The 22,068-nt window shown below is 45.1% G+C and carries 23 protein-coding genes; 6 read left to right on the top strand and 17 right to left on the bottom strand.

All coding sequences use genetic code 11. From position 1 onward, the window contains the following. Window positions 1-1,366: 1,366 nt before the first annotated feature. The 15 genes from dinB to BEL05_RS12350 form a co-directional block, all read right to left on the bottom strand. Complete coding sequence (gene dinB / locus BEL05_RS12420; RefSeq protein WP_069671350.1) at window positions 1,367-2,446, bottom strand: DNA polymerase IV; 1,080 nt, start codon at window positions 2,444-2,446, stop codon at window positions 1,367-1,369. Between the two features lie 141 nt (window positions 2,447-2,587). Further along, on the bottom strand, window positions 2,588-3,055 hold the full coding sequence (gene bfr, locus BEL05_RS12415) for a bacterioferritin (protein ID WP_069671349.1): 468 nt from the start codon (window positions 3,053-3,055) through the stop codon (window positions 2,588-2,590). A gap of 10 nt (window positions 3,056-3,065) precedes the next feature. After that, window positions 3,066-3,539 (bottom strand): bacterioferritin, encoded by a 474-nt coding sequence (gene bfr, locus BEL05_RS12410; RefSeq protein ID WP_069671348.1) that lies wholly within the window; start codon window positions 3,537-3,539, stop codon window positions 3,066-3,068. Between the two features lie 306 nt (window positions 3,540-3,845). Then, on the bottom strand, window positions 3,846-4,067 hold the full coding sequence (gene nqrM / locus BEL05_RS12405) for a (Na+)-NQR maturation NqrM (protein WP_028763932.1): 222 nt from the start codon (window positions 4,065-4,067) through the stop codon (window positions 3,846-3,848). Between the two features lie 110 nt (window positions 4,068-4,177). Further along, window positions 4,178-5,194 (bottom strand): FAD:protein FMN transferase, encoded by a 1,017-nt coding sequence (locus BEL05_RS12400; RefSeq protein WP_069671352.1) that lies wholly within the window; start codon window positions 5,192-5,194, stop codon window positions 4,178-4,180. A gap of 104 nt (window positions 5,195-5,298) precedes the next feature. Further along, complete coding sequence (nqrF, locus tag BEL05_RS12395) at window positions 5,299-6,546, bottom strand: NADH:ubiquinone reductase (Na(+)-transporting) subunit F (RefSeq protein ID WP_028763934.1); 1,248 nt, start codon at window positions 6,544-6,546, stop codon at window positions 5,299-5,301. A 46-nt stretch (window positions 6,547-6,592) separates the two neighbouring features. Next, window positions 6,593-7,201, bottom strand: a complete 609-nt coding sequence (gene nqrE, locus BEL05_RS12390) for an NADH:ubiquinone reductase (Na(+)-transporting) subunit E (protein ID WP_028763935.1) — start codon at window positions 7,199-7,201, stop codon at window positions 6,593-6,595. Window positions 7,202-7,206: 5 nt separating this feature from the next. Further along, a complete protein-coding gene (locus BEL05_RS12385; RefSeq protein ID WP_028763936.1) occupies window positions 7,207-7,839 on the bottom strand; it encodes an NADH:ubiquinone reductase (Na(+)-transporting) subunit D in 633 nt (210 codons plus the stop codon). Beyond that, window positions 7,839-8,633, bottom strand: coding sequence for a Na(+)-translocating NADH-quinone reductase subunit C (locus BEL05_RS12380; protein ID WP_028763937.1), 795 nt, complete (start codon window positions 8,631-8,633; stop codon window positions 7,839-7,841). The genes BEL05_RS12385 and BEL05_RS12380 overlap by 1 nt, the downstream gene beginning before the upstream one ends. Further along, window positions 8,626-9,828 carry an NADH:ubiquinone reductase (Na(+)-transporting) subunit B gene (locus tag BEL05_RS12375; RefSeq protein ID WP_069671347.1) on the bottom strand — a complete coding sequence of 401 codons (1,203 nt, stop codon included), beginning with the start codon at window positions 9,826-9,828 and terminating at the stop codon, window positions 8,626-8,628. The genes BEL05_RS12380 and BEL05_RS12375 overlap by 8 nt, the downstream gene beginning before the upstream one ends. After that, window positions 9,828-11,162, bottom strand: coding sequence for a Na(+)-translocating NADH-quinone reductase subunit A (locus BEL05_RS12370; RefSeq protein ID WP_028763939.1), 1,335 nt, complete (start codon window positions 11,160-11,162; stop codon window positions 9,828-9,830). Before BEL05_RS12370 ends, BEL05_RS12375 begins: the two co-directional genes overlap by 1 nt. A 497-nt stretch (window positions 11,163-11,659) precedes the next feature. Further along, window positions 11,660-12,169, bottom strand: a complete 510-nt coding sequence (luxS, locus tag BEL05_RS12365) for an S-ribosylhomocysteine lyase (protein WP_028763940.1) — start codon at window positions 12,167-12,169, stop codon at window positions 11,660-11,662. 183 nt (window positions 12,170-12,352) lie between these two features. After that, window positions 12,353-12,652 carry a BolA family protein gene (locus tag BEL05_RS12360; RefSeq protein ID WP_028763941.1) on the bottom strand — a complete coding sequence of 100 codons (300 nt, stop codon included), beginning with the start codon at window positions 12,650-12,652 and terminating at the stop codon, window positions 12,353-12,355. Between the two features lie 113 nt (window positions 12,653-12,765). Beyond that, complete coding sequence (locus BEL05_RS12355; protein ID WP_069671346.1) at window positions 12,766-13,275, bottom strand: ACT domain-containing protein; 510 nt, start codon at window positions 13,273-13,275, stop codon at window positions 12,766-12,768. Window positions 13,276-13,417: 142 nt separating this feature from the next. Continuing rightward, window positions 13,418-14,056, bottom strand: coding sequence for an alpha-ketoglutarate-dependent dioxygenase AlkB family protein (locus BEL05_RS12350; protein ID WP_037428547.1), 639 nt, complete (start codon window positions 14,054-14,056; stop codon window positions 13,418-13,420). A 134-nt stretch (window positions 14,057-14,190) separates the two neighbouring features. Between BEL05_RS12350 and BEL05_RS12345 the strand changes: the two genes are divergently transcribed. Next, window positions 14,191-15,384, top strand: a complete 1,194-nt coding sequence (locus BEL05_RS12345) for a methyltransferase (protein WP_069671345.1) — start codon at window positions 14,191-14,193, stop codon at window positions 15,382-15,384. A gap of 50 nt (window positions 15,385-15,434) precedes the next feature. Here the strand turns inward: BEL05_RS12345 and BEL05_RS12340 are convergent, their stop codons facing one another. Further along, window positions 15,435-16,346 (bottom strand): sterol desaturase family protein, encoded by a 912-nt coding sequence (locus BEL05_RS12340; protein ID WP_069671344.1) that lies wholly within the window; start codon window positions 16,344-16,346, stop codon window positions 15,435-15,437. Between the two features lie 34 nt (window positions 16,347-16,380). After that, window positions 16,381-17,424, bottom strand: a complete 1,044-nt coding sequence (locus BEL05_RS12335; RefSeq protein ID WP_069671343.1) for a DUF2804 domain-containing protein — start codon at window positions 17,422-17,424, stop codon at window positions 16,381-16,383. A 284-nt stretch (window positions 17,425-17,708) separates the two neighbouring features. Here BEL05_RS12335 and BEL05_RS12330 point away from each other — a divergent pair, with 284 nt between their 5' ends. The 5 genes from BEL05_RS12330 (at window position 17,709) to BEL05_RS12310 (ending at window position 22,017) form a co-directional block, all read left to right on the top strand. After that, window positions 17,709-18,614, top strand: coding sequence for a LysR family transcriptional regulator (locus BEL05_RS12330; RefSeq protein ID WP_245686987.1), 906 nt, complete (start codon window positions 17,709-17,711; stop codon window positions 18,612-18,614). A 219-nt stretch (window positions 18,615-18,833) separates the two neighbouring features. Continuing rightward, a complete protein-coding gene (locus BEL05_RS12325) occupies window positions 18,834-19,400 on the top strand; it encodes a YajG family lipoprotein (RefSeq protein ID WP_028763945.1) in 567 nt (188 codons plus the stop codon). A gap of 12 nt (window positions 19,401-19,412) precedes the next feature. Further along, entirely contained in the window at window positions 19,413-19,994 is a 582-nt protein-coding gene (locus BEL05_RS12320; RefSeq protein ID WP_028763946.1) for a peptidylprolyl isomerase, read from the top strand. Between the two features lie 148 nt (window positions 19,995-20,142). Then, window positions 20,143-20,472, top strand: coding sequence for a hypothetical protein (locus tag BEL05_RS12315; RefSeq protein ID WP_028763947.1), 330 nt, complete (start codon window positions 20,143-20,145; stop codon window positions 20,470-20,472). A 120-nt stretch (window positions 20,473-20,592) separates the two neighbouring features. Next, the gene (locus BEL05_RS12310) at window positions 20,593-22,017 is read left to right on the top strand and encodes an AmpG family muropeptide MFS transporter (protein ID WP_028763948.1); all 1,425 of its coding nucleotides are present in this window, start codon (window positions 20,593-20,595) and stop codon (window positions 22,015-22,017) included. Window positions 22,018-22,068 lie beyond the last annotated feature (51 nt).

Genomic DNA, 22,068 nt, shown 5'->3' with positions numbered 1-22,068 from the left:
ATATCACTTCTTTTTTGCTAAAAATCGTCTACCGCAGGTCAAGAACATTTTATTAGTGCGCATGCGCGTTTACCTCGTTGGACCAGTGAATACGCGCACAGTTAACTATCTGTATAAAATGAACTTATCAGCATTTTGCTAAATATACCATCTGGAAAAACGCGCATGCGCGTTTTCCAAACCTATTATCTACTTGGCGAATAGCATAAGCGATTAATTTTAAAGCAATTTATTCAAACCAAAATGAGAAAGCGCGCATGAATACAGGATGAAAATTGTTCAAAATCCTGATGATTTGAATATGACTGTATAGTTATTCAGTTTTTGGTTGGGAAGTAGTGAATTACATCTCGCTGGTGTCGCGATGAAAATGTCTAGGCCAGAAAGCCCATTAGGTACTGATCCACCGACAACGTGTTAAGTCATTTTGAGGCAAAATCAAGTCAGTTTTTTACTCCCCCCTTTCGACATCCGCCAAATCGAAGAGACGTTGAGATACCGAGTGTAGATACGCCGGTGAGCTTCCGAAACAGGGATGTTTCGGCAGAGCCTAAAGGGACTTATTCACGGCGTCTCACAGGCGTATCTGCACATCCCTCGCCGGGCAGACGTTAGATGGCGATAAAGGTATGACCTTCACGCACACACCCCAATAACAATGAACCAAAAGAGAAAATGTAACCAGCCTTCATTCGAAGGCTAACAAGTTTTGGGGCAAAAGCACGTTAGCTTTTTACTCGCCCTCACACCAAATGAAGCAAAATCGAAGAGAGTCAATAACCCAGTGTAGATGCAGCTGCGGACGTTGATGGCAGGGATGCCATCGTCGAGCCTCCACGGATGGATTCACGGCGTGGAGCAGAAGTATCTGCACATGAGCCTGCCGCAGGCAATTAACTCCCATTGAAGGTATGACCTTCAAACAACACTTAACAAATTAGATGCGGCCAAACGCTACATAAGCTAATCCAAAAAATGCCAAACCTTCATTCCAAGGCCAGCACACTTTGGGGCAAAAAAACCTTAGCTTTTTACTCGCCACTCACAGCAAATGAAGCTAAATCGAAGAGATAAAATAACCTAGTGTAGATGCAGCTGCGGACGTTGATGGCATGGCCGCTCTCTGACATCCATTTCATCGCGGCATTTGTGAATCCATTCACGTCAGATGCCGCCGTGGAGCGTATAGGGACATATTCACAGCGAGCCAAAAGAGCGCTTGCACATAAGGTCTGCGGCAGGCAATTAACGACCATTGAAGGTATAACTTCAAACAAACATAACCAATAACCATCCCATCAGCGGCAACACGCAAAAGGAATAAAGGAATAAAGGAATAAAGGAATAAAGGAATAAAGGAATAACCCTAAAACCCGAGATTTAATTGCGCTGTATTCACTTCATCTTCGCTGTCAGAAATGACAGCAGCACTCTCTAACCCCACCGATACACCAAGCAAACGAATGCCGCGCCCTTCTCTGCGATTAAGGGCTTGAGATAATAGCTCGTAAAACAACTTCACAGACAGTGCATCGCTGCGATGTTCTATGGTAGTTTGCTTAAAGTCATCAAATTTAAGTTTAACCACCTGCTTATGAATGCCACGGGTTTTAGCACTGCGGCTTAAACGCGCGCCAAGTTCCTGGATCAGCTGCGGCATCACTGACTTACACTGCTCAAAGGTATAGATATCTTTTGCTAGAGTCGTCTCAACGCCGACTGACTTGCGCTCTCGGTTAAGCGATAACCCTCTAGGGTCAATACCATAAGCCCTATCTACTAACACGCTGCCAAATTTACCAAACCGCTCAAGTAACGCCTGTTTAGGGTACTGCTGCACATCTAAACAAGTCACTAAGCCTATCTGTTCAAGTTTGGCAGCAGTGACTTTGCCCACCCCAGGTATTTTAATCAACGGCAGGGTTTTAACGAAGCCTTCAATCCTATCGGGTGTTATCACATACTGCCCATTGGGTTTGTTCATGTCGGAGGCGATTTTGGCTAAAAACTTCACGGGGGCGATGCCTGCCGATGCAGTGAGGCCTGTCAGCTCAAAGATATCTTGCCTAATTGCGGCGGCAATCAATGTCGCAGAGCCTTTATGTTGCTCGCAGTCAGTAACATCAAGGTAGGCTTCATCGAGCGATAAAGGCTCTATCAGATCGGTATAATGGGCAAACACCGAGCGTATTTGGCTTGAGACCTCTTTATATACACTCATTCTGCCGGGGACGAGTATCAAGTTTGGACACAGTTTCAGTGCATAGGCCGACGCCATGGCTGAGCGCACGCCAAACTGCCTCGCTTCATAGTTGCATGTACTGATCACCCCACGGCGATCGCTACGCCCACCTACCGCAATGGGCTTGCCCCTCAATTCAGGAAAATCACGCATCTCTACCGCAGCATAGAAACAATCCATATCTACATGAATAAACTTTTTCAATCTTAATACCTCTACGGCAAGATTACTGTATATTTACACAGTATTCAATTGCGCCATAAGAGATTTTTTTGCTCAATAAAAAGGGCAGTGAAAGTTTCCCTTCGCCGCCCGACAACAGTTGATATAAGGTTATGCTTAAATTTACATTTTTGATTGCAGGTAGTTTTGCAAACCTACCTTGTCGATAAGCCCTAGTTGCTTCTCAAGCCAATACATATGATCTGATTCGGTTTCTTCCAGCAAGACTTGTAATAGCTCACGTGAAACAAAGTCTTCTTTTTGCTCGCACAGCGCAATCGCGCTACGTAAGTTTGCCGCGACCTGATATTCATAATTAAGATCGTTTTGCAGCATCTCTTGCGGATTTTTACCAATATTAAGGGCTTCACGACTGGCAACATCGGGAGTGCCCTCTAGAAACAAAATACGCTCAACCAGCTTTCTCGCATGCTCTCGCTCATCATCAGACTCATGTGAAATGCGTTCATGAAGTTCAGTGAGCCCCCAGTCGTCATACATCAAGCCATGAACGAAATATTGGTCCATGGCAGATAGCTCGCCGGTCAGGAGTTGATTAAGTGTGTCTATAACTGCTTGATTACCTTTCATCGTTTAGCTCCTACTCTGACTCTATCTGTGCTTGTAAATAGTTTTGAATACCTGTCATCGCAATCAAGCCTTGCTGTGCTTCAATCCAATCTAGGTATTCCTCTTCATCTTCGAGCAGATCTTCAAGGATCTCCCGGCTGACATAATCTTGCTCTGTTTCACATAAGGAGATTGCTCCGCGCAGCTCAACCAGTTGCTCTTCGAGCATGGTTTTATCGCATTGCAACATCTCTTCAGGCTTTTCGCCGATGCGTAGCTTTTCTAATTGCTGCAGATTGGGCAGTCCTTCGAGAAATAGCACACGTTCAATAAGCTTGTCTGCATGTTTCATATCTTGAATCGACTTTTTGTAGCATTTTTCATTGAGCTCTTCTAAGCCCCAATTTTTGTACATGCGTGCATGGAGAAAATATTGATTAATCGCCGTCAACTCAAACGTTAACATCTTATTAAGCTGCCTGATCACATTGGGATGGCCTTTCATTTGAAATCCTTTTATTGATCTAAATCAATAAACAGCCTAGCTCAAAAAACAAGCGATAACAAATTAAACATTGACTTTCAGCTACTTACCAAAGTTAATCATTCTTATTTTCATTATGATTTACAAAAGCACTAGCTCATTTTTGCTGAACAATTAGGGGCGGTGTTATCCATTATCATCGAAAATCCACAGGATTCAGCAACCTAGATAAATGCCATCGTTAACACCACTGGCGTTCCCATAGCTCAGCCACAAAAAAGGCTCCACATAGGAGCCTTTAATCATTATCGCATTGAGCGAGATAACTTAGATGATGCGATCTTTGGTCAGTTTTTCACGACGCTCTTCTTCCGCCATTTTGGCTTTGCGCTTATCACAGGGATCATCGCAGTCACAGGCTTTGTCGATTCCTAGGGCACCAAGGCCGCCACAACTTCCCGCAATTGACTTTTGCTTGACGATATAGCCAATCGACATCAATACGAAAAATAGTAGTAATACAACAAAAGCCGCTATAAAAGTGCTCATCACTTACTCCAACTGCATGTAAACCCTTGATCGATTTAGATGCTTTGCTACACGAATGTTTGGCGCCGTCTGCCTATCATCAAAAAGGGCTGCACAGCGCGGTCATTCTATCACAAACCTACGAATGGCTTAAAGGCATCACTATAATAGACCTTGTAGCCGTCAGCTTTCTTCTCAATCAGCATAATCGCTAACTGCTGCTCGTTCGCTAATGCCAGCGAGGCTTCAGTGCCTAACACCATCATTGCGGTTGCATAGCCGTCAGCAATCATACTTTGAGGATGCAAAACGGTCACGGAGGCTAGCTGATGATCGATAGGATAGCCATTACGAGGATCGATGATATGCGTAAAACGCTGACCATCTTCTTCATAATAGTTACGATAGTCGCCAGACGTCGCCATTGCCATATTGCCCGGCTTAATCACTAACTGAACTTGGCGCTCATCAACATCGGGTTGCTCAATAGCGACGACCCATGCACTGCCATCGGCTTTTACGCCATAAAGGCTTAACTCACCGCCTATTTCGACCAAATAGCCTTTAGGCTGGTACTTGGCAAGCAAGCTAGCCACTTTATCGACACCAAAACCTTTTGCTATGGATGACAGATCGACATACAAATCTGCATTACGTTTACTCAAACGTTGACCATCGACTGAGAGGTATTTTATTCCCGTCTTGGCTTTTGTCTCTGCGATAAGGGCTGCACTGGGCACCTTTGTCGGTCGCTTGTCTGGACCAAAGCCCCACAAGTTAACCAGCGGACCTAAGGTAATATCTAATGCACCATCCGTCTTGTTATACAGGTCTATCCCCGCCTGAATAACTAGCGCTGTATCACTAGAAACCTCTGTTGTGGACGATAAAGACATCTGATTAAACTGTGAGAGTTCTGAGTTGTTGCGGTAAGTCGACATCTGATCATTGACTTTCTCTAGCGCAAGATCGATCTCAGCCTGTAACAGCTGTTCGTCAGGCATACGATCGCCGCCCACGAATTTAATATGATATGTCGTCCCCATCGTTTGGCCCGACAGAGAGATCATTTCAGCAGGTTTAGTACATGCTGAAATAAAAAAGGCTAGTCCGATAAGGACTAACCCATTTAAAAAGGTCTTAAACATGTTGACCATATTCCTCAATAACAACCCTGATTCGGTTACCGAAAACCAACCTAGCGGTTGATTCTCGGCACTATACAGGGCGATATTATCATAAGAATTAACGATTAACCGCCGAAGTCATCCAGAAGGATGTTTTCATCTTCAACGCCCAAATCTTTAAGCATACCGATAACAGCAGCGTTCATCATTGGAGGTCCACACATGTAGAACTCACAATCTTCTGGCGCATCGTGATCACGTAGGTAATTTTCATAAAGTACATTATGAATAAACCCAGTGTAACCATCCCAGTTATCTTCAGGTTGCGGATCAGACAGTGCAACATGCCAAACGAAGTTATCGTTTTCTGCCGCTAAGCCATCGAAATCTTCAACATAGAACATTTCACGCTTAGAACGAGCACCATACCAGAAGCTTATCTTACGCTTAGAGTTAAGACGTTTAAGCTGGTCGAAGATATGTGAACGCATTGGCGCCATACCTGCACCACCACCCACAAATACCATTTCCGCATCAGTCTCTTTAGCGAAGAATTCACCAAATGGACCAGAAATCGTCACCTTATCACCCGCTTTTAGGCTAAAGATGTACGATGACATCTTACCGCAAGGTAAGCTCAGGTTACGTGGTGGAGGCGTTGCAATACGCACGTTCAGCATGATGATACCTTCCTCTTCAGGATAGTTCGCCATGGAGTATGCACGGATGGTTTCATCTTCAACGCTAGACTCTAGATTAAAGAATCCAAAGTGCTCCCAGTCGCCACGGTACTCAGCAGGAATATCATAATCTGCATATTTAACATGGTGAGCAGGGGCTTGAATCTGAATATAACCACCGGCACGGAACGGCACTGAATCGCCATCTGGAATTTGCAGCTTAAGCTCTTTAATGAAGGTCGCTTTGCTATCGTTAGAGATAACTTCACAATCCCACTTCTTCACGCCGAAGATCTCTTCTTCTAACTCGATCTCCATGTCGTTCTTGACGTTAACCTGGCAAGATAAACGACAGCCTTCGCGCGCTTCGCCTTTACTGATATGGTCCATCTCAGTCGGCAGAATATCACCGCCACCTGATTTAACATGTACTTTACACTGACCACAAGTACCACCACCGCCACAAGCAGATGATACGAAGATACCGCTCTCGGCGAGTGCACCAAGTAGCTTACCGCCTGCAGCTGTTTTAATTGCTTTACCCGCATCATCGTTGATGCCGATTGTGACATCACCGCTTGCAACTAATTTTGACTTAGCGAACAAAATCACTAATACCAAAACCGTTACAATCACGGTAAACATACTCACACCGAGATATACATCGATTGGAGTAGATTCAAGAATACCCATTAACTTATCCTTAAAGGTTCAAATTAAGACGTCGTTAGGTGTCTCTTTACAGAGACACACCAGAAAACGACATGAAACCTAGAGCCATCAAACCAGCGGTAACAAAGGTAATACCTAGCCCGCGCAGCCCGTTAGGAACATCAGCATATTTTAGCTTCTCACGGATACCAGCAAGCAAGACAAGCGCCAATGCCCAACCGATACCAGAACCTATACCAAACACTAAACTTTCAGTCAGGTTGTAGTCACGCTCAACCATGAAAGACACTGCACCGAAAATCGCACAGTTAACAGTGATTAGTGGTAGGAAGATCCCCAACGCGTTATAAAGCGGTGGAAAATACTTATCCAATGTCATCTCAAGGATTTGAACCAGTGCTGCAATCACACCAATAAAGGTGATGAACTTCAAGAAGCTCAAATCAGCATCTGGTACACCCGCCCACGCTAATGCGCCTGGCGCTAAAATACCTTGATAGATTATTTGGTTAACAGGCACTGAAATTGCCAGTACCACGATAACTGCAACACCTAGCCCTATAGCTGTCTTAACTTTCTTAGATACCGCCAAGAAAGTACACATACCGAGGAAAAAGGATAACGCCATGTTTTCAATGAAAACAGAACGAATCAATAGACTAATATAATGTTCCATTATGCTTATCCTTTTGCTTCAACTTGTTCTGGCTTCATCGTACGGATAATCCAGATCAATGCACCGATCAGGAAGAACGCACTAGGAGGCAGAAGCAGTAGGCCATTTGGCTGATACCAGCCACCGTCTGAAATCTTGCTTAAGATTTCAATACCGAACAATGAACCATTACCAAATAGTTCACGTACGAAGCCGACAGACAATAGGATTGCACCGTAGCCTAGACCATTTCCGACACCATCCATGAAACTCATCAAAGGTGGGGTCTTCATCGCATACGCCTCAGCACGGCCCATAACGATACAGTTAGTAATAATCAAACCAACGAAGACTGATAATTGCTTAGCCACATCGTAAGCATAAGCTTGCAACACTTGGTCTACCACGATTACAAGCGATGCAATAATGGTCATCTGCACAATAATACGCACACTACTAGGAATGTGGTTACGGATCATTGAGATGAACAAGTTAGACAACGCCGTTACCGCAGTCAGTGCAATGGTCATTACGATAGCTGTTTCCATTTTAGCGGTAACAGCTAGTGCACTACATACACCCAGAATTTGCAAAGCAATCGGGTTATTACTGATGATAGGTCCAGTGAGAACCTGTTTAAGTTCTTTAGCATCAGCCATTAGCTAAGCCCTCCGTTGCGAGCTTTTTCGATAAAGCGAGCAAAACCTTCTTCACCTAACCAGAAGTCCAGTGAGTTTTGAACACCATTACCGGTCAGCGTCGCACCTGATAATGCATCAACACCGTAAGGAGAAGCTGCAACTGTTGGGTTTTTAGTTACGCTAATTGCTAACTCCCCCTTATCGTTATATAGCTTCTTACCATTCCATTTAGCGATCCACTGTGGGTTTTGCACTTCACCACCAAGACCTGGTGTTTCACCAGAACCAGTAAAGCTGTAATACACCAAGCTTCGAATTGTATTCAGATCTGGCTCAACAGCAAGGAAAGCAAACATCGTTGACCACAAACCATAACCTTTCACAGGAATAATCACGGTTTGCAGTTGCTGGTTATCATCACGAACAAGGTAAACCACCGCTTCATTTGCTACACGTTTAACTGACGCTATGTCGTTTTTCGGTACAAAAGAGGTCGCTGGCGTACGCGCCGCTTTCTCTGTATCAAAAGTATCGGCATCACCCTCTACCCAGTCACCTGTTTTCAGGTCAACCAGCTTAGCTTCAACATACTTATTGTATGTTTCAAGGATCTGCTCTTTCTCTACTTTGCCTTCTTTGGTATTAATCAGGCCAGCAGCTTCAAGAATGTACTTCTGCTTATCGAGTAATTTGTTTTCTTGTTGAACTGGTTTCAATAGCACTGCAGCCGTCGAAACGAACATAGAGCAAATGAAACACAAGCCAATAACAACAAACAGTGTTCTTCCGAACGAATCTTTATTACTAGCCACGAGCAATCCTCCGCTTGATATTCGACTGAACCACAAAATGGTCAAATAATGGAGCAAATAGGTTAGCGAATAAGATGGCCAACATCATGCCTTCAGGGAAAGCAGGGTTGATAACACGAATGAATACAGCCATAGCACCGATGAGGATACCGTAGGCCCATTTAGCATTATTGGTAAATGACGCTGACACAGGGTCTGTCGCCATGAACATCATACCAAACGCAAAACCACCTAACACAAGGTGCCAATACCAAGGCATTGCAAACATTGGGTTAGTGTCACTACTAATCGCGTTAAGCAATAGTGATACAGCAATCATACCGGCCATTACACCACCCACGATGCGCCACGAAGCGATACGGGTATAGACGATAACTGCGCCACCAATCAAGATAGCTAAGGTAGATACTTCACCCACCGAACCAGGAATGAATCCAAAAAACGCATTCCACCAGTCTTGCGTTAGGCCATATTCTAATGTGCCTTGCGCAGCTTGGCTCAGTGCCGTTGCGCCAGAGAAACCATCAGCAGCAACAACCCAAGTTGTGTCGCCAGACATGCTTAGCGGGTAAGCGAAGAATAGGAACGCACGACCCGCCAACGCAGGGTTTAAGAAGTTACGCCCAGTTCCACCGAAGATCTCTTTGGCAACGACCACACCGAAGGTGATACCCAGTGCAACCATCCATAATGGAATCGTTGCGGGTAGGGTCAGTGCAAATAGAATCGAGGTAACAAAGAAACCTTCGTTAACTTCATGTCCACGTACTGATGCAAAGAGTACTTCCCAAATACCGCCGACAGCAAATGTCACGGCATAGATGGGTAAGAACCAACAAGCGCCATACCACATCAATGCGGCGACACCTGAATTTGCAGTCAATTCAGTACCAAACAGTCCGAACAAAGCAACTTGCCACGTATCAGGAGCGGCAAAGCCAGCAGCCAATGCGTCTTGTGCTTGTAAACCTACGTTATACATACCCACAAACATCGCAGGGAATGCACAAGCCCAAACCGTAATCATCATACGTTTTAGGTCTAGGTTGTCACGAACATGGGTACGGCCCTTGTTCACATGACCTGGCGTATAAAAGACAGTATATGCGGCTTCAAAAATCGCATAAAACTTTTCGTATTTACCACCCTTTTCAAACTGGGGTTCAATACTTTTGAATAACTCTTTCAAGCCCATTAGCCTTCCCTCACAATCGTATCTAAGCAGTCGCGTAGGTATGATGCATAGTCATACTTACCAGGACATACGAAAGTACATAGTGCCAAATCTTCTTCGTCTAACTCCAACGCACCAAGTGTTGCCGCGCCGTCTGTATCACCAGAAACGAGGTCACGTAGTAACATTGTCGGAAGAATATCGAGAGGCATAACACGCTCATAGTTACCAATTGGCACCATCGCACGGTCCGAACCACCAGTACTCGTTGTCATATTAAATAAACGAGATGGTGATAAGTGCCCTAAGAATGCACGAGTAATAGAGAACTTATTCGCACCAGGCATAGCCCAACCAATAAACTCTTGCTCTCTGCCTTCTTCAAGCAATGAAACTTGGTTATGGAAGCGACCAACGTAAGCGTGAGCGCCAACAGCGGTTTTACCGTTTAAGACTGAGCCCGCAATAATACGTACTTCACCTTCGGCAGCTTCACCTGCAGTTAATTCAACAGTTGATGCACCACCCACTGTACGAACTAATCTTGGCTTTAATGCTTTAGGACCCGCAACCGCAACAACACGCTGAGTGTTTAATTCACCAGTCGTAAATAGTTGACCGATTGCTATCACATCTTGATAACCCACTTGCCAAACAGTACGTTTAGCCGACGCTGGTAATACAAAATGAATATGCGTACCAGCAAGACCTGCTGGATGCGGACCGGCAAACTCTTCAACCTGCGCATTAGCCGCTGGGATATCAGTACCAGGCGCTTTACACAGATAAACTTTACCTTCCGTCAATCTCGCTAAGACTTTTAAGCCATTAGCAAAATCGTCCTTGTGCTCGTTAATGATAACGGCAGGATCGGCGGCAAGCGGTTGAGTATCGATGGCGGTCACAAAGATACCAGCGGCAGATGAATCTACGCTAGGTGCTTTGCTGAAAGGACGCGTACGTAGTGCGGTCCACAAACCTGATTCAATCAAGTTGTCACGCACCAGTTGCTGGTCAAGAGTGTCTAAAGCCGCTGCATCATATTTAGCAAAGGAAACGCTATCGTCCCCTTCCACTTCAATGACAACTGACTGAAGAACACGCTGTGCGCCCCGGTTAATTTCTGAAATTGTGCCACTGGCTAAAGCAGTATATTTAACGCCAGGATTCTTTTTGTCTTCAAAAATCACCTGACCTTTTTGCACTTTATCGCCCACTTTAATCTTCATTGTGGGACGTAAGCCAATATACTCTTCACCCAAAGTAGCTACATGTTTAATGGCTGGGCCATTATGGATAACTTGCTCTGGTCCACCTGTTATAGGTAGGTCCAATCCTTTCTTTATTGTAATCATATCCACAAGCACTACGTTATGAAGGAAAGATAATGCGTCGCGTTCCTGCTAAACGAGATAGATTTCAAACAAAACCTATCGCGTTGAGCTAGCGCAGATTTATTACAGAAATGCGATCGCAATCACGCTGGTCGGGCGCATTTTACCGTAAATATTTAGTTATCGCTATGAAAAATACGGGTGTTTTAAAAGGGAACAGAGCTTTTTTACAGTGAGGAGTAGATCACAGTTAATGTAATTTATATGATTTAGGTGATGCCAAACTAATTTAGCCCCCTGTCCTAGCAGGGTTATATGCATTTAGGTAGTCGGAAATACCATAAAAGCGGGCAATACTGGACGTCACAAGACGCCAACACTGATTGAACAAAAAAAATACAGTTCACGAGTTAAAATCGTGAGATTGCTGATGATGAACTGGCCATCAAGTTGATCAGCAATTCAGTTAACGCCGCAAAAAAAAGCGACCTTAGTCACTCTTTTATTATGGGCGAATATTACAAACCATTGAGGATCTCATCGCTCAATTTTAAGTCATCGTTCTTATTCACGTTCACGCCCGCGGCAATAATGTTTTTAGCAATCTCTTTGGCTTGCTCTAAAGAGTGCATCTCATAAGTGCCGCACTGAAACTCGTTTAACTCTGGAATTTCATTTTGCTGTTTCACTTTGAGTACATCTTCCATCGCCGCTAACCAGCTTTCAGCCACGACTGACTCAGCAGGCGTACCTATTAGGCTCATATAAAACCCAGTACGACACCCCATAGGTGAAATGTCGATAATTTCCACGCTATCACCATTTAAATGATCACGCATAAATCCGGCAAAAAGGTGCTCTAAAGTATGGATCCCACGCTCGCTTAATATCTCTTGATTGGGTACACAAAAACGTAGGTCGAATACCGTAATCGTATCCCCTTTTGGGGTTTTCATCGTTTTTGCCACACGCACTGCTGGGGCATTCATTCGTGTATGGTCAACGGTAAAACTATCGAGTAACGGCATTTTTCTCTCCAATATTGGCGACTTAAGGCGACTAAAGTAGCGGTAATTATGTAGGGATAACTGAGTGGATAATATGCGTGACGGATGATTGGTTGTAAAGCATTACGTAAGTAACATGAGGTGAATTAGACTGACGACTGTATGACAATATGCCAACGACAGTAGTCAGTCACTAAAGCTTGCTTAGCCCTTGCACTTTGGCGAGTCAGGAACATTACCTTCTGCTTGCCACTCACTAGGGGTAAAGGTATGCATAGAGAGTGCATGCAGCCCTTGAGCAAATTCATCAGCAAGCGCTTCATTAACGCTACGATGGCGACCAATTAAGCGTTTACCCTCAAAGGCCTCGCTGGCAATAATCACTTTAAAATGGGTTTCTGAATTGGGTGGCACATGGTGATTATCGCTTTCATTTATCACTTCTAAATGAACCGGTGATAATGCCGCGGTAAGCTTTTCGGTAATATTCTGTTCAACTGACATAGACGTTGTCTCAATTTGAGTACAAAAACGATGGCGGCAGATTACTTTGACAGCGACTAAAGGTCAACCGTCTCAATGCAAGGCTCAAATCCGCCGCACAATTAGCGACTCCCTTAGGCAGCAAGAATGCTCACACGCGCGTCTTTAGCTATCCCTTCAAGAAGTTCAACCACACTGTCATTACTCACTTCTGCAGGCACTGCCAACGAGAGCTTGGACGAGAACACCGTTTGACCAATGGTCGACACATGCATGCGGTTAAACTCCATATGCTCTATGATCAAATTTAGGTTCGATAGCATATCGACAATCTCTCGAGTCAACCCTGGACGATCGCCACAATCGACATTTAAGTGCAAGGTTCTGGTAGACGCACTCTGCTCTTGCGTTGGCTCCGCATAACTAAATGTCAATGTTGGAAACTCAGCGTTAAAACGTGATTTAAGCGACGTTTCATCATTCTCTTCAATGTTCACCTTCATCATTGCTGCAAACAAAGTATCTAACTTAATCACTTTGCTTGTTACCCACTCGCCCCCCACTTCTCGGGTGACATTCGCCATGGCTTTTACGACTCCAGGGGTCACCTCACCAGTGACGGTTGTGATAAATACTTTTTTCATGCTCAACTCCTTTTAACTATAGCGATATAGATAATGAACAACGCAATGGTGCGAACTTATTCCAGCGACTCTCTTGAGCATAGAACATTCGTCGCATCAAAATTGAGAACTGAGTTACAAATAGTACTCTTCACACCACAGTTCATCCGGTGGCGTGAAAATTAGGCACTAATTGGCGAAAGGTATAATTTAAACGACAATCACTCACAGCCTTACGTTTAGGCAGTGAATGCTGCCAAGCTTGCTGCATTGGCCAATGCATGATCAACAGATCACCACTCGTTAGCGCTATGGTATAGCGCGCCTTTGTCTGTTTGTGGCGAATAAGGAAATCACGACTCGCCCCAAGCGTGAGCGACGCTATGTCACTGCCTGGCTCTATCTCCACCTCATCATCACTGTGCCACCCCATGGTGTCGTTACCATCCCGATAGCGATTAACCAGCACCCCATTACTTTGTAACCCAAACTCCCTGGCTAACATGTCACGGCAACGCTGCGCATATTTAGGCCAATCGACGGCCTCGATAAACAGATTGGAATAACGATAATCACACCCTTTATCGGCAAACCACACTTGGCTACGCGGTATTGGGTGGTATTGACCATAAACACGGATTTGAGGGCGTTCAAAGGGATAGTGTTGCGCCTCCTGCATGAGTGCTTGCTGCTGCTCAACGTTCAGAAAGCCGCGAACTAAAGTAATAGGGGCTGGGCATTGGGTTGCTGCCGCTGCTTGCGCACTTTGTGACAAATCGAAACTAAAACCTTGCTGCTTCACCTAAAGACTCACTGTGGTCATTGAACATAGCTTATATGCCGATAGCCGCACATAACAAACAACGGCAGCTTACTATACCTATAATAGTAAATCTGCGATAATCGGCGCCCAAATTTCAAGATAGCAGCACTGTCATGACAACTCAATTCTCCGCCGTCGATATCGATCTCACGCTTAATCGTTATCCTGCTAAGCAAGCTTCTAATCTACAAGCTTGGGACGCGGCTGATGAACACCTGCTCAAACACCTTGTGGAACATAAGTTGGCTGATGTGCCTACCGCAATCATTAACGATAGCTTTGGTGCCCTAAGTACCGCATTGCTTAAATATCAACCCAGTCGGGCAATCACAATTGAAACCGATGCAAAAACCAGCCAACTGGGCACACTACATAATTTTGAATGCAATGGTATAAATGCCACTGGGGTGCAATGGTGCAATAGTCGTGAACTCTTGCCAGCATCAACTCAACTGGTATTAATGAAGCTGCCAAAGAATCTCAACTACTTTGCCCACCAACTCGACAGACTGTCACAGACCTTGCCTCAAGGAACCCAAGTGCTGATTGGCGCCAAAGCGAAATCGATCAATAAATCATTATTGGCGGTGATAGCTAAGCACCTAGGGCAAGCCAGTGCCAGTTTGGCCTGGAAGAAAACCAGAGTCATTAGTTGCATTAGTGACGGAGTAAAAAGACCCCTGCCGAGCGAAAGCCGATGGACGGTGCCAGAGTATCAGCTTACCCTGAGTAACCTTAGCAATGTATTTGCCGCCAATAAACTCGACATTGGGGCGCGCATTATGCTGGAAAACATGCCAGCGGGCGATTTTAAGTCCGTGATCGATTTAGGTTGTGGTAATGGCGTATTAGGGCTCAGAGCGAAGCAGCGCTATCCTGATGCACAGATTCACTTTGTCGATGATTCAGAGATGGCTATCGCCTCTGCCCAGCAAAACTGGCAACTAAATGGTCATAAAATTGATGACGCCTGCGATGACAGTGTTAGCTTCAATTGGGACGACTGCTTAACCCATCTCGATGCTAAGATCATACCCGATCTGGTATTATGCAACCCCCCTTTTCATCAAGGTGAAGCGATCACCGATCATATCGCTTGGCAGATGTTCTTAGATGCATACCATCGCTTAGACAATGGCGGCATTCTACATGTTGTTGGCAACCGACACTTGGCTTACCACGTTAAGCTAAAACGTATATTTCACAACTGTACTACTGTTGCAGCTAACGGAAAATTTGTGATTTTACAAGCACAGAAACGCGCCAATACCGCCCCTATGACTGACAATACAGTACCCAGCCATTAGCTCAGTGGTTACATTAATTAAGGACAAAAAAGAGGCTTGCGCCTCTTTTTTTAGATTTTATGGGCAGCGCTATGGTCAGCTGGCACCTCATCAACTATCGACGGCTCATCATTTGCCGTCGCAGGCGGTGCAAACAATGCCTGCAAGCGCTTTCTAACCGAGATTCCGGGTCGACAAGCCTCATGCAACATCGCTTGCCACTCGCTAAACGTGACCACCAGCGGGTTGAAACTATTCACAGGCTTGGTGATCCCGTATTTAACCGTTTCTTCCTCTTTTACATAGGTGCCAAAAAGTCGGTCCCAAATGATCAGTACCCCAGCGTAATTTTTATCAATATATTGCGGGTTGCTACCGTGATGCACGCGATGATGAGAAGGCGTATTAAAAATCCATTCTAATGGCCCGAGTGTTTTGACCGCTTGAGTGTGAACAAAAAACTGTAAGCCCAAGTTCAATAACACCACAAAGACTACCCAGTTAGGGTCAAACCCGATAACGACGAGCGGCAGCCAAAATAACCACATGCCAGCTAAGGGATACATTAAACTTTGACGAAAAGCCGTACTGAAGTTCATATTCTCAGAGCTATGATGGGCCACATGGGCGGCCCACATCCAGCGCACTCGATGACTTGCTCGATGAAACCAGTAATAACAGAAGTCCTGTGCCACGATCAGTGCCAAAAAGCTCGCCACCCCCATATCAATATCAAACAATCGCCAACCAAAAAACAGCAGGTACAATTTAGCGATCAGCAACCCGGTTAAAATATCGGTTGCCTGATGCAGGCCCGCAAGAGAAAAGTTACACAGCACTTCTGGCAAGTAGTAGCGAGCACTCTTAGGTAAACGTCCGCCGCGATCGCCAATTAGCCATTCAAGTAAAATACAGATAAAAAACAGCGGTGCTAACACCAACAATAGCATCTCTGGGTGCTCAATCAGCGCATTAAAATCCATCTTATTATTCCTTTATATTTGATTGCTGAAAGGGTTACCAACGAGCAAAGTGATCTTCCGTCAAGCCTAATACACGCGTTAACTCATGCTTGCGGCCTTTGTTATCAATAATAAAACCATCGAAATAACCGATATACTGCCTAAAGTTACTCTTTATCAGCCACAGGTTAAGCTTCTCTTGCCGGCAATTCTTAGCATTAAACTGTAATTGGATTTGACCATCGTTGCCGCTGATACGCCAACTCGATTGAGATGGACTGCTTTTTTGTCGCGAAAACTCAAACTGCACCGGCCCTAGCAGATGGCGCTCTCCATCAACCCAAAATACATTTTCATTGCACCCCGTCTCATTAACGCCCGCAGCAAGATTGAGCCCTATAGTGCTTTCTCCAATTTGTGCATTTATGCTCGCCCAGCGCCAGCTAGTCTCGCGGCGCATATATCCCGCCGAGAAGTCATAACCTGCCAACGCGCAATTGAGCGGCTGAGGTTCATGATTAATCGATAAACTTCCTTTCACCTTCAAGCCGTTGTGCTTTTGCGTATAGGTCCAGCCGTTATAACCTGTGGGATTACACATCGCCATCGGCAAAGAGAGGGCGGGAGCCTCAAGAGAAAGCTGCGCTGACAACTGTGCAGTCTCAAGAGAGATCTGCCATTGACCATCAAGTAAATTAAAACAAATATGACCTTTACCACTGGCTATTTTTGCTTCGCCAGATACCGGCGAATCGGACATCTTATAGCCCATCCCCAAGGCTTTTAGCCAGGTAGCTTCCACCAGCCGGTTGGCTTTAATGTCATACAGATAGCAGAATGCACTGCCAACATAACGGATATCTGCAATGGCAACACCGATCAGATAGCGTGCAGTCTTAACCGAAACAAATTGAAACTGCTTAAAATGAAAGTAATTGGCTAACCAGCCAGCAGGCTTGTCCATACAGTCAAAATAGCGAAAATTGGCTAAGCCTAACGTCTGCGCTGGCCCATCAAAATGGCCGTATTGGACCTGACCAGAGGGTAGAATCAAGCTATCCGGTGCTGGCTGAGTAACTATGGCTGTAGATTTATTCATAGTATCTGGCGTTACCTTGCTCTTTTGCTAATATACGACTTAGTTTTCATCTTAACCATTTATCGTCATGGTTAACTATGTCTAAGCTCTCATTTGAATTTTTACTCTAACGGTTTATGGTTCAAGATAAAAGCCTCATTGTAACGAGTGCTTAACAAACGCCTTATTCCTGCTTAGCACCACAAACTTTATCATCATCGACTAGGACTTAATGAATAACTAACAGTGATGATATACACTTTGTGAATGACTGTACTAACAACGTTGCCGATATGAAACAACAGATGGATTTGAATTTACTCAAAGTACTCAGGGTACTTATTGAGGTAAGGAACACCCGTAAAGCAGCGGAGCAGCTTCATATTAGTCAGCCTGCCGTAAGTCGTGCATTGAGTCGCTTACGTGAACATTTTAATGACCCTCTTTTCATCCGTAACGCACATGGGCTAACCCCTACCTCAAAAGCCGAAGAGATAGGTGCCAGACTGCCCACCGCATTAGATATGCTCTATGACGTGCTAGAGGGAAATAATGATTTCGATCCCGCACATATCTATGGCAAGGTCACCGTCGCCATCAATGGGTTTATCTCACAGTGGTTGGCACCACCACTCATTAGGCGAATAAACAAGTTAGCCCCTAATGCCGAGTTGCACCTGGTTAATTGGGAAAGCAGTACCCCAAATATGTTAGTCGATGGACGCATCCAAATCGGAGTTAACTATTTTCCAAGCGAAGTGACTAAGCAACTGGTACAACAGAAAATTGACCACGATAGCTTTGTGATCTTATGCCGTAAAGACCATCCATTTAACCAATCGGTAATTGTGCCAGAAGACTTTAACCACTATCCGCTAGCTTCACAGCTTATCCCTAATTGGAATGAACAACAGAATCACACGACAGAGCTGCTCAAAGATTATGATGTTTTCCCTCGAAATCAGTTACGCAGCAGTCAACTCAGCATCATCTTACAGGCGCTAAGGGACACAAATATGCTATTTCCCTGTTCAGCGCGCACCGCTAAAGTGGTTGGCCCCGACTTTAAAGCGATTCAAATCTGCCCCGACTTACCCGTTTTTAATGGCGACTTTGCCTTAATCATGGCAAACAAGAGTCGTCGCCATCCGCTTTCCTTATGGCTAAAAGAGCAAATAAACGCGGCGATTGCCGACGCCGATAGCCAGTAGAAAAACAGAAATTGCCCAAGCAATAGCCAGCATGAGTTCGCCATCGATATGGGATTAAAACTCGAGGGTGTCATCATAGGCGTTATTCTGGTCTTGTCGCTACGATACCACTTAAAATGCCAAGTCCCCCGAGCATAGGGATACGCAAGCTAAACTCTGGAAACCTTATTCAGTTCTGGTATGCTGATACCACCCTTTATATCAGCACACATTCCTTATATGAGACGTTTTATTCCGCTTATCGCTTCAGCGACACTTTTATTGGGTTGCGCAACCCAAATGCCAACTCATATTGCATTAGATCCACAACTGCCCGCGGTAACGATGCAAGCCGATAGTCTTGCCCCAATTGCCATTGAGATGATCGATACCCGCTCAGCCAACTTTATCGCCAGGTTCAATAAAGAGGGGGAAGCCGCTAAATTAGTGAGCCCATCAGAAGCACCACGTCAGCAATTGGAGCAAGTATTTAGGACGGGTTTCACCAAAGCCGGTTACCAAATAGACCCCAGTTCGCCACAACATATGCAGTTCCAGCTAGAGCAGCTTTTGACGGACGTCAACAACAGCACTTTAGGCTATGAGGCGAGCAACAATATCATTATCAATGTCATTGCCAGCAATAGCACTAAAACATTCACTAAGCGCTATACCGCGCGTAACCAAGTATCAGGTCCTTTTAGCGCTGACTTTGCTACTTTAGAATTGGCAATGAATAACCTGCTCGGGGATCTCACAGGTAAAATTATCAACGATCCGGAATTGAACCAGTTCATTCAACAATAATAAGGAGATAAAATGAAACGTTGGATACTCTCTCTCATCATATTGTCAGTCAGCAGTCTCGCCCATGCAATCGACATACAAAGTGATACCATCTACCCCAAAGTAGAACTCGATACCACTATGGGTAAAATCATTGTTGAGTTAGATCGCAAGCGTGCCCCCATTACCGTAGATAACTTTCTGACTTACGTTGTTAAAGGCCATTATGACAACACCCTGTTTCATCGAGTGATCCCTGAGTTTGTGGTACAAGGCGGTGGACTCAACCCTAAATTGGAAGAGAAGCCATTTGGTGAACCTATTATCAATGAATCCGGAAATGGCCTCAGTAATGGCTTGGGTACTATTGCCATGGCACGGGAAGACGACCCCCACTCCGCCACCGCGCAGTTCTATTTTAATGTTGGCGATAATAAACGCCTAGACCCCTCTAAGCGCCGTTGGGGCTATGCGGTGTTCGGAGAAGTGGTTGAAGGAATGGAAATACTCGAAGCGATGTCACTCGTGGAAACACAAATAAATACTAAGCTCGGCTGGCCAGACTTTCCAGTAAACGACATCATTCTAAAAAAAGCGACATTACTGCCACGATAAGAAGATAGTGACACAAAAATCAGTATAAAATGCCGCCAAGTAGTCTAACAAGACATGTATCGCAAGGGCACAGATTGGAATTGTAAATTTTGAACATTGGTCAAATGCTCTGACTATACTTATCTGCGCAGTAGCAAGGAGGCGAACGATGACACCCAATGAGTTCATCGATAATAAAGCGCCCCAGCTGGCTCAATATGGGAAAGCGTTTTTGAATAATCAACTCGATTTCAATGAGATCCAGCTTTATTTATGGGACACCTTAGAAGAGTGGCAACAGTTCAATCATCAAGGTGATGCGCAAAGTGATATGGAGCGTGTGTTTTGGCACCTCTTACATGCTTTAGATAAATGGCCCGACTGGATGATCCGCGGTAATCAATTTTTACGTAAACAAATTGATGATTGCTGCGAATACCTCAGTATTGGCGGTCAATGCCCTTCAGGATGTATCGGCCATAGACCAAGCTCTATGTAGAATAAGCAAAAGCCAAGCTCAGTCGTTTAGACTGAGCTTTTTTGTGTCTGACATCCCCTTTTTATTTCGGCGCTTAGCGTTTAAGCTAACGCCATCTTTATTGCAAATATAAGAGTTTCTGTGACCGCTTCTTTTTCACGCCTCAAAGAGGCACTCTCCATCTACTGTCACAAACGTGTCTTAGTCTTATTGCTCCTTGGGTTCTCCGCAGGGTTACCCTTGATGCTGGTTTTCTCCACGCTCTCTTTTTGGCTCAGAGAAGCCGGTATCGATCGAACCGCAATTGGTTACTTTAGCTGGATAGCACTGGCTTATGGTTTTAAGTGGGCCTGGTCGCCATTGGTCGATCGGCTATCACTGCCGTTTCTCACTCGTTTCCTCGGTCGCCGCAGAGGTTGGATGCTATTGGCTCAATCGCTGCTAGTGATTGCCATTTTAGGCATGAGTCAAAGTGATCCGGTGCAAGATTTAGAGCGTCTCGCACTATTTGCGCTAATGGTCGCCTTTGCCTCGGCCACTCAAGATATCGTGATCGATGCTTTTCGTATCGAATCAGCCCCAGAGAAGATGCAAGCGGCTCTGGCTGCGGCCTATCAAGTCGGCTACCGAAGTGCCATGATTGTTGCCACAGCGGGGGCATTAACCATTGCCGCCTGGGTCGATCCCAATAGCGAAGTGTATGATCTCGCCTCATGGCAGACCGCTTATTTAGTGATGGCAGGCTTAATGGCTGTGGGCATCATTACCACGCTTATGAGCAGTGAACCCACGGTAGAAACCAAAGAAGCGGATGACAAAGAGGCAGAGGTAAAAGCGCAGCTATCGGCCAAGTATCCCCCTATTGTTGCAGGCGGTCTATCTTGGCTCTACACCGCCAGCGTTCTGCCCTTTATTGATTTCTTCAAACGGTACGGCAAAAGTGCGTTATTGATCCTGTTACTTATCTCCTGCTATCGCATCTCCGATATTGTCATGGGCATTATGGCCAATGTTTTTTATGTCGACATGGGCTTTGCCAAGGCTGAAATCGCTGCCATTAGTAAGGTATATGGTTTGATAATGACCTTAGTCGGCGCTGGAGCGGGCGGAATTTTACTTGCACGCTATGGCACGATGAAAATCCTTTTCCTAGGCGCTTTCATGGTTGCCATCACCAATTTACTGTTTGCCTACCAAGCAATCATTGGCTACAACGTGCCCCTACTTACTGCGGTAATCTCTATTGACAACTTCAGTGCAGGTATTGCAACCGCCGCCTTTATTGCTTATCTATCCAGCCTCACCAGTAGCGGCTACAGCGCAACGCAATATGCCCTGCTCTCCTCCATTATGTTACTTTTTCCTAAATTCATCGCCGGATTCTCCGGTGCCTATATCGACGCCTTTGGCTATGTCAATTTTTTCGTTGCCGCCAGCTTGATCGGCTTCCCAGTATTGGGGCTCATTATACTGGTGGAGAAATATGCGCCGCACCCAAGCCATGACAATCGTCTCGATGCACAAACTGAATCGAGCGAAAAACAGCACCAAGCAAAACCAGAGTAATACTTATCAGTATTGAATTTAGATAACAAAAAGCCCCGCATCGCGGGGCTT

The organism is Shewanella colwelliana (genome assembly GCF_001735525.1).
Taxonomy (GTDB): Bacteria; Pseudomonadota; Gammaproteobacteria; order Enterobacterales; family Shewanellaceae; genus Shewanella; species Shewanella colwelliana.
This window is presented reverse-complemented; position numbering and strand designations above follow the sequence as displayed.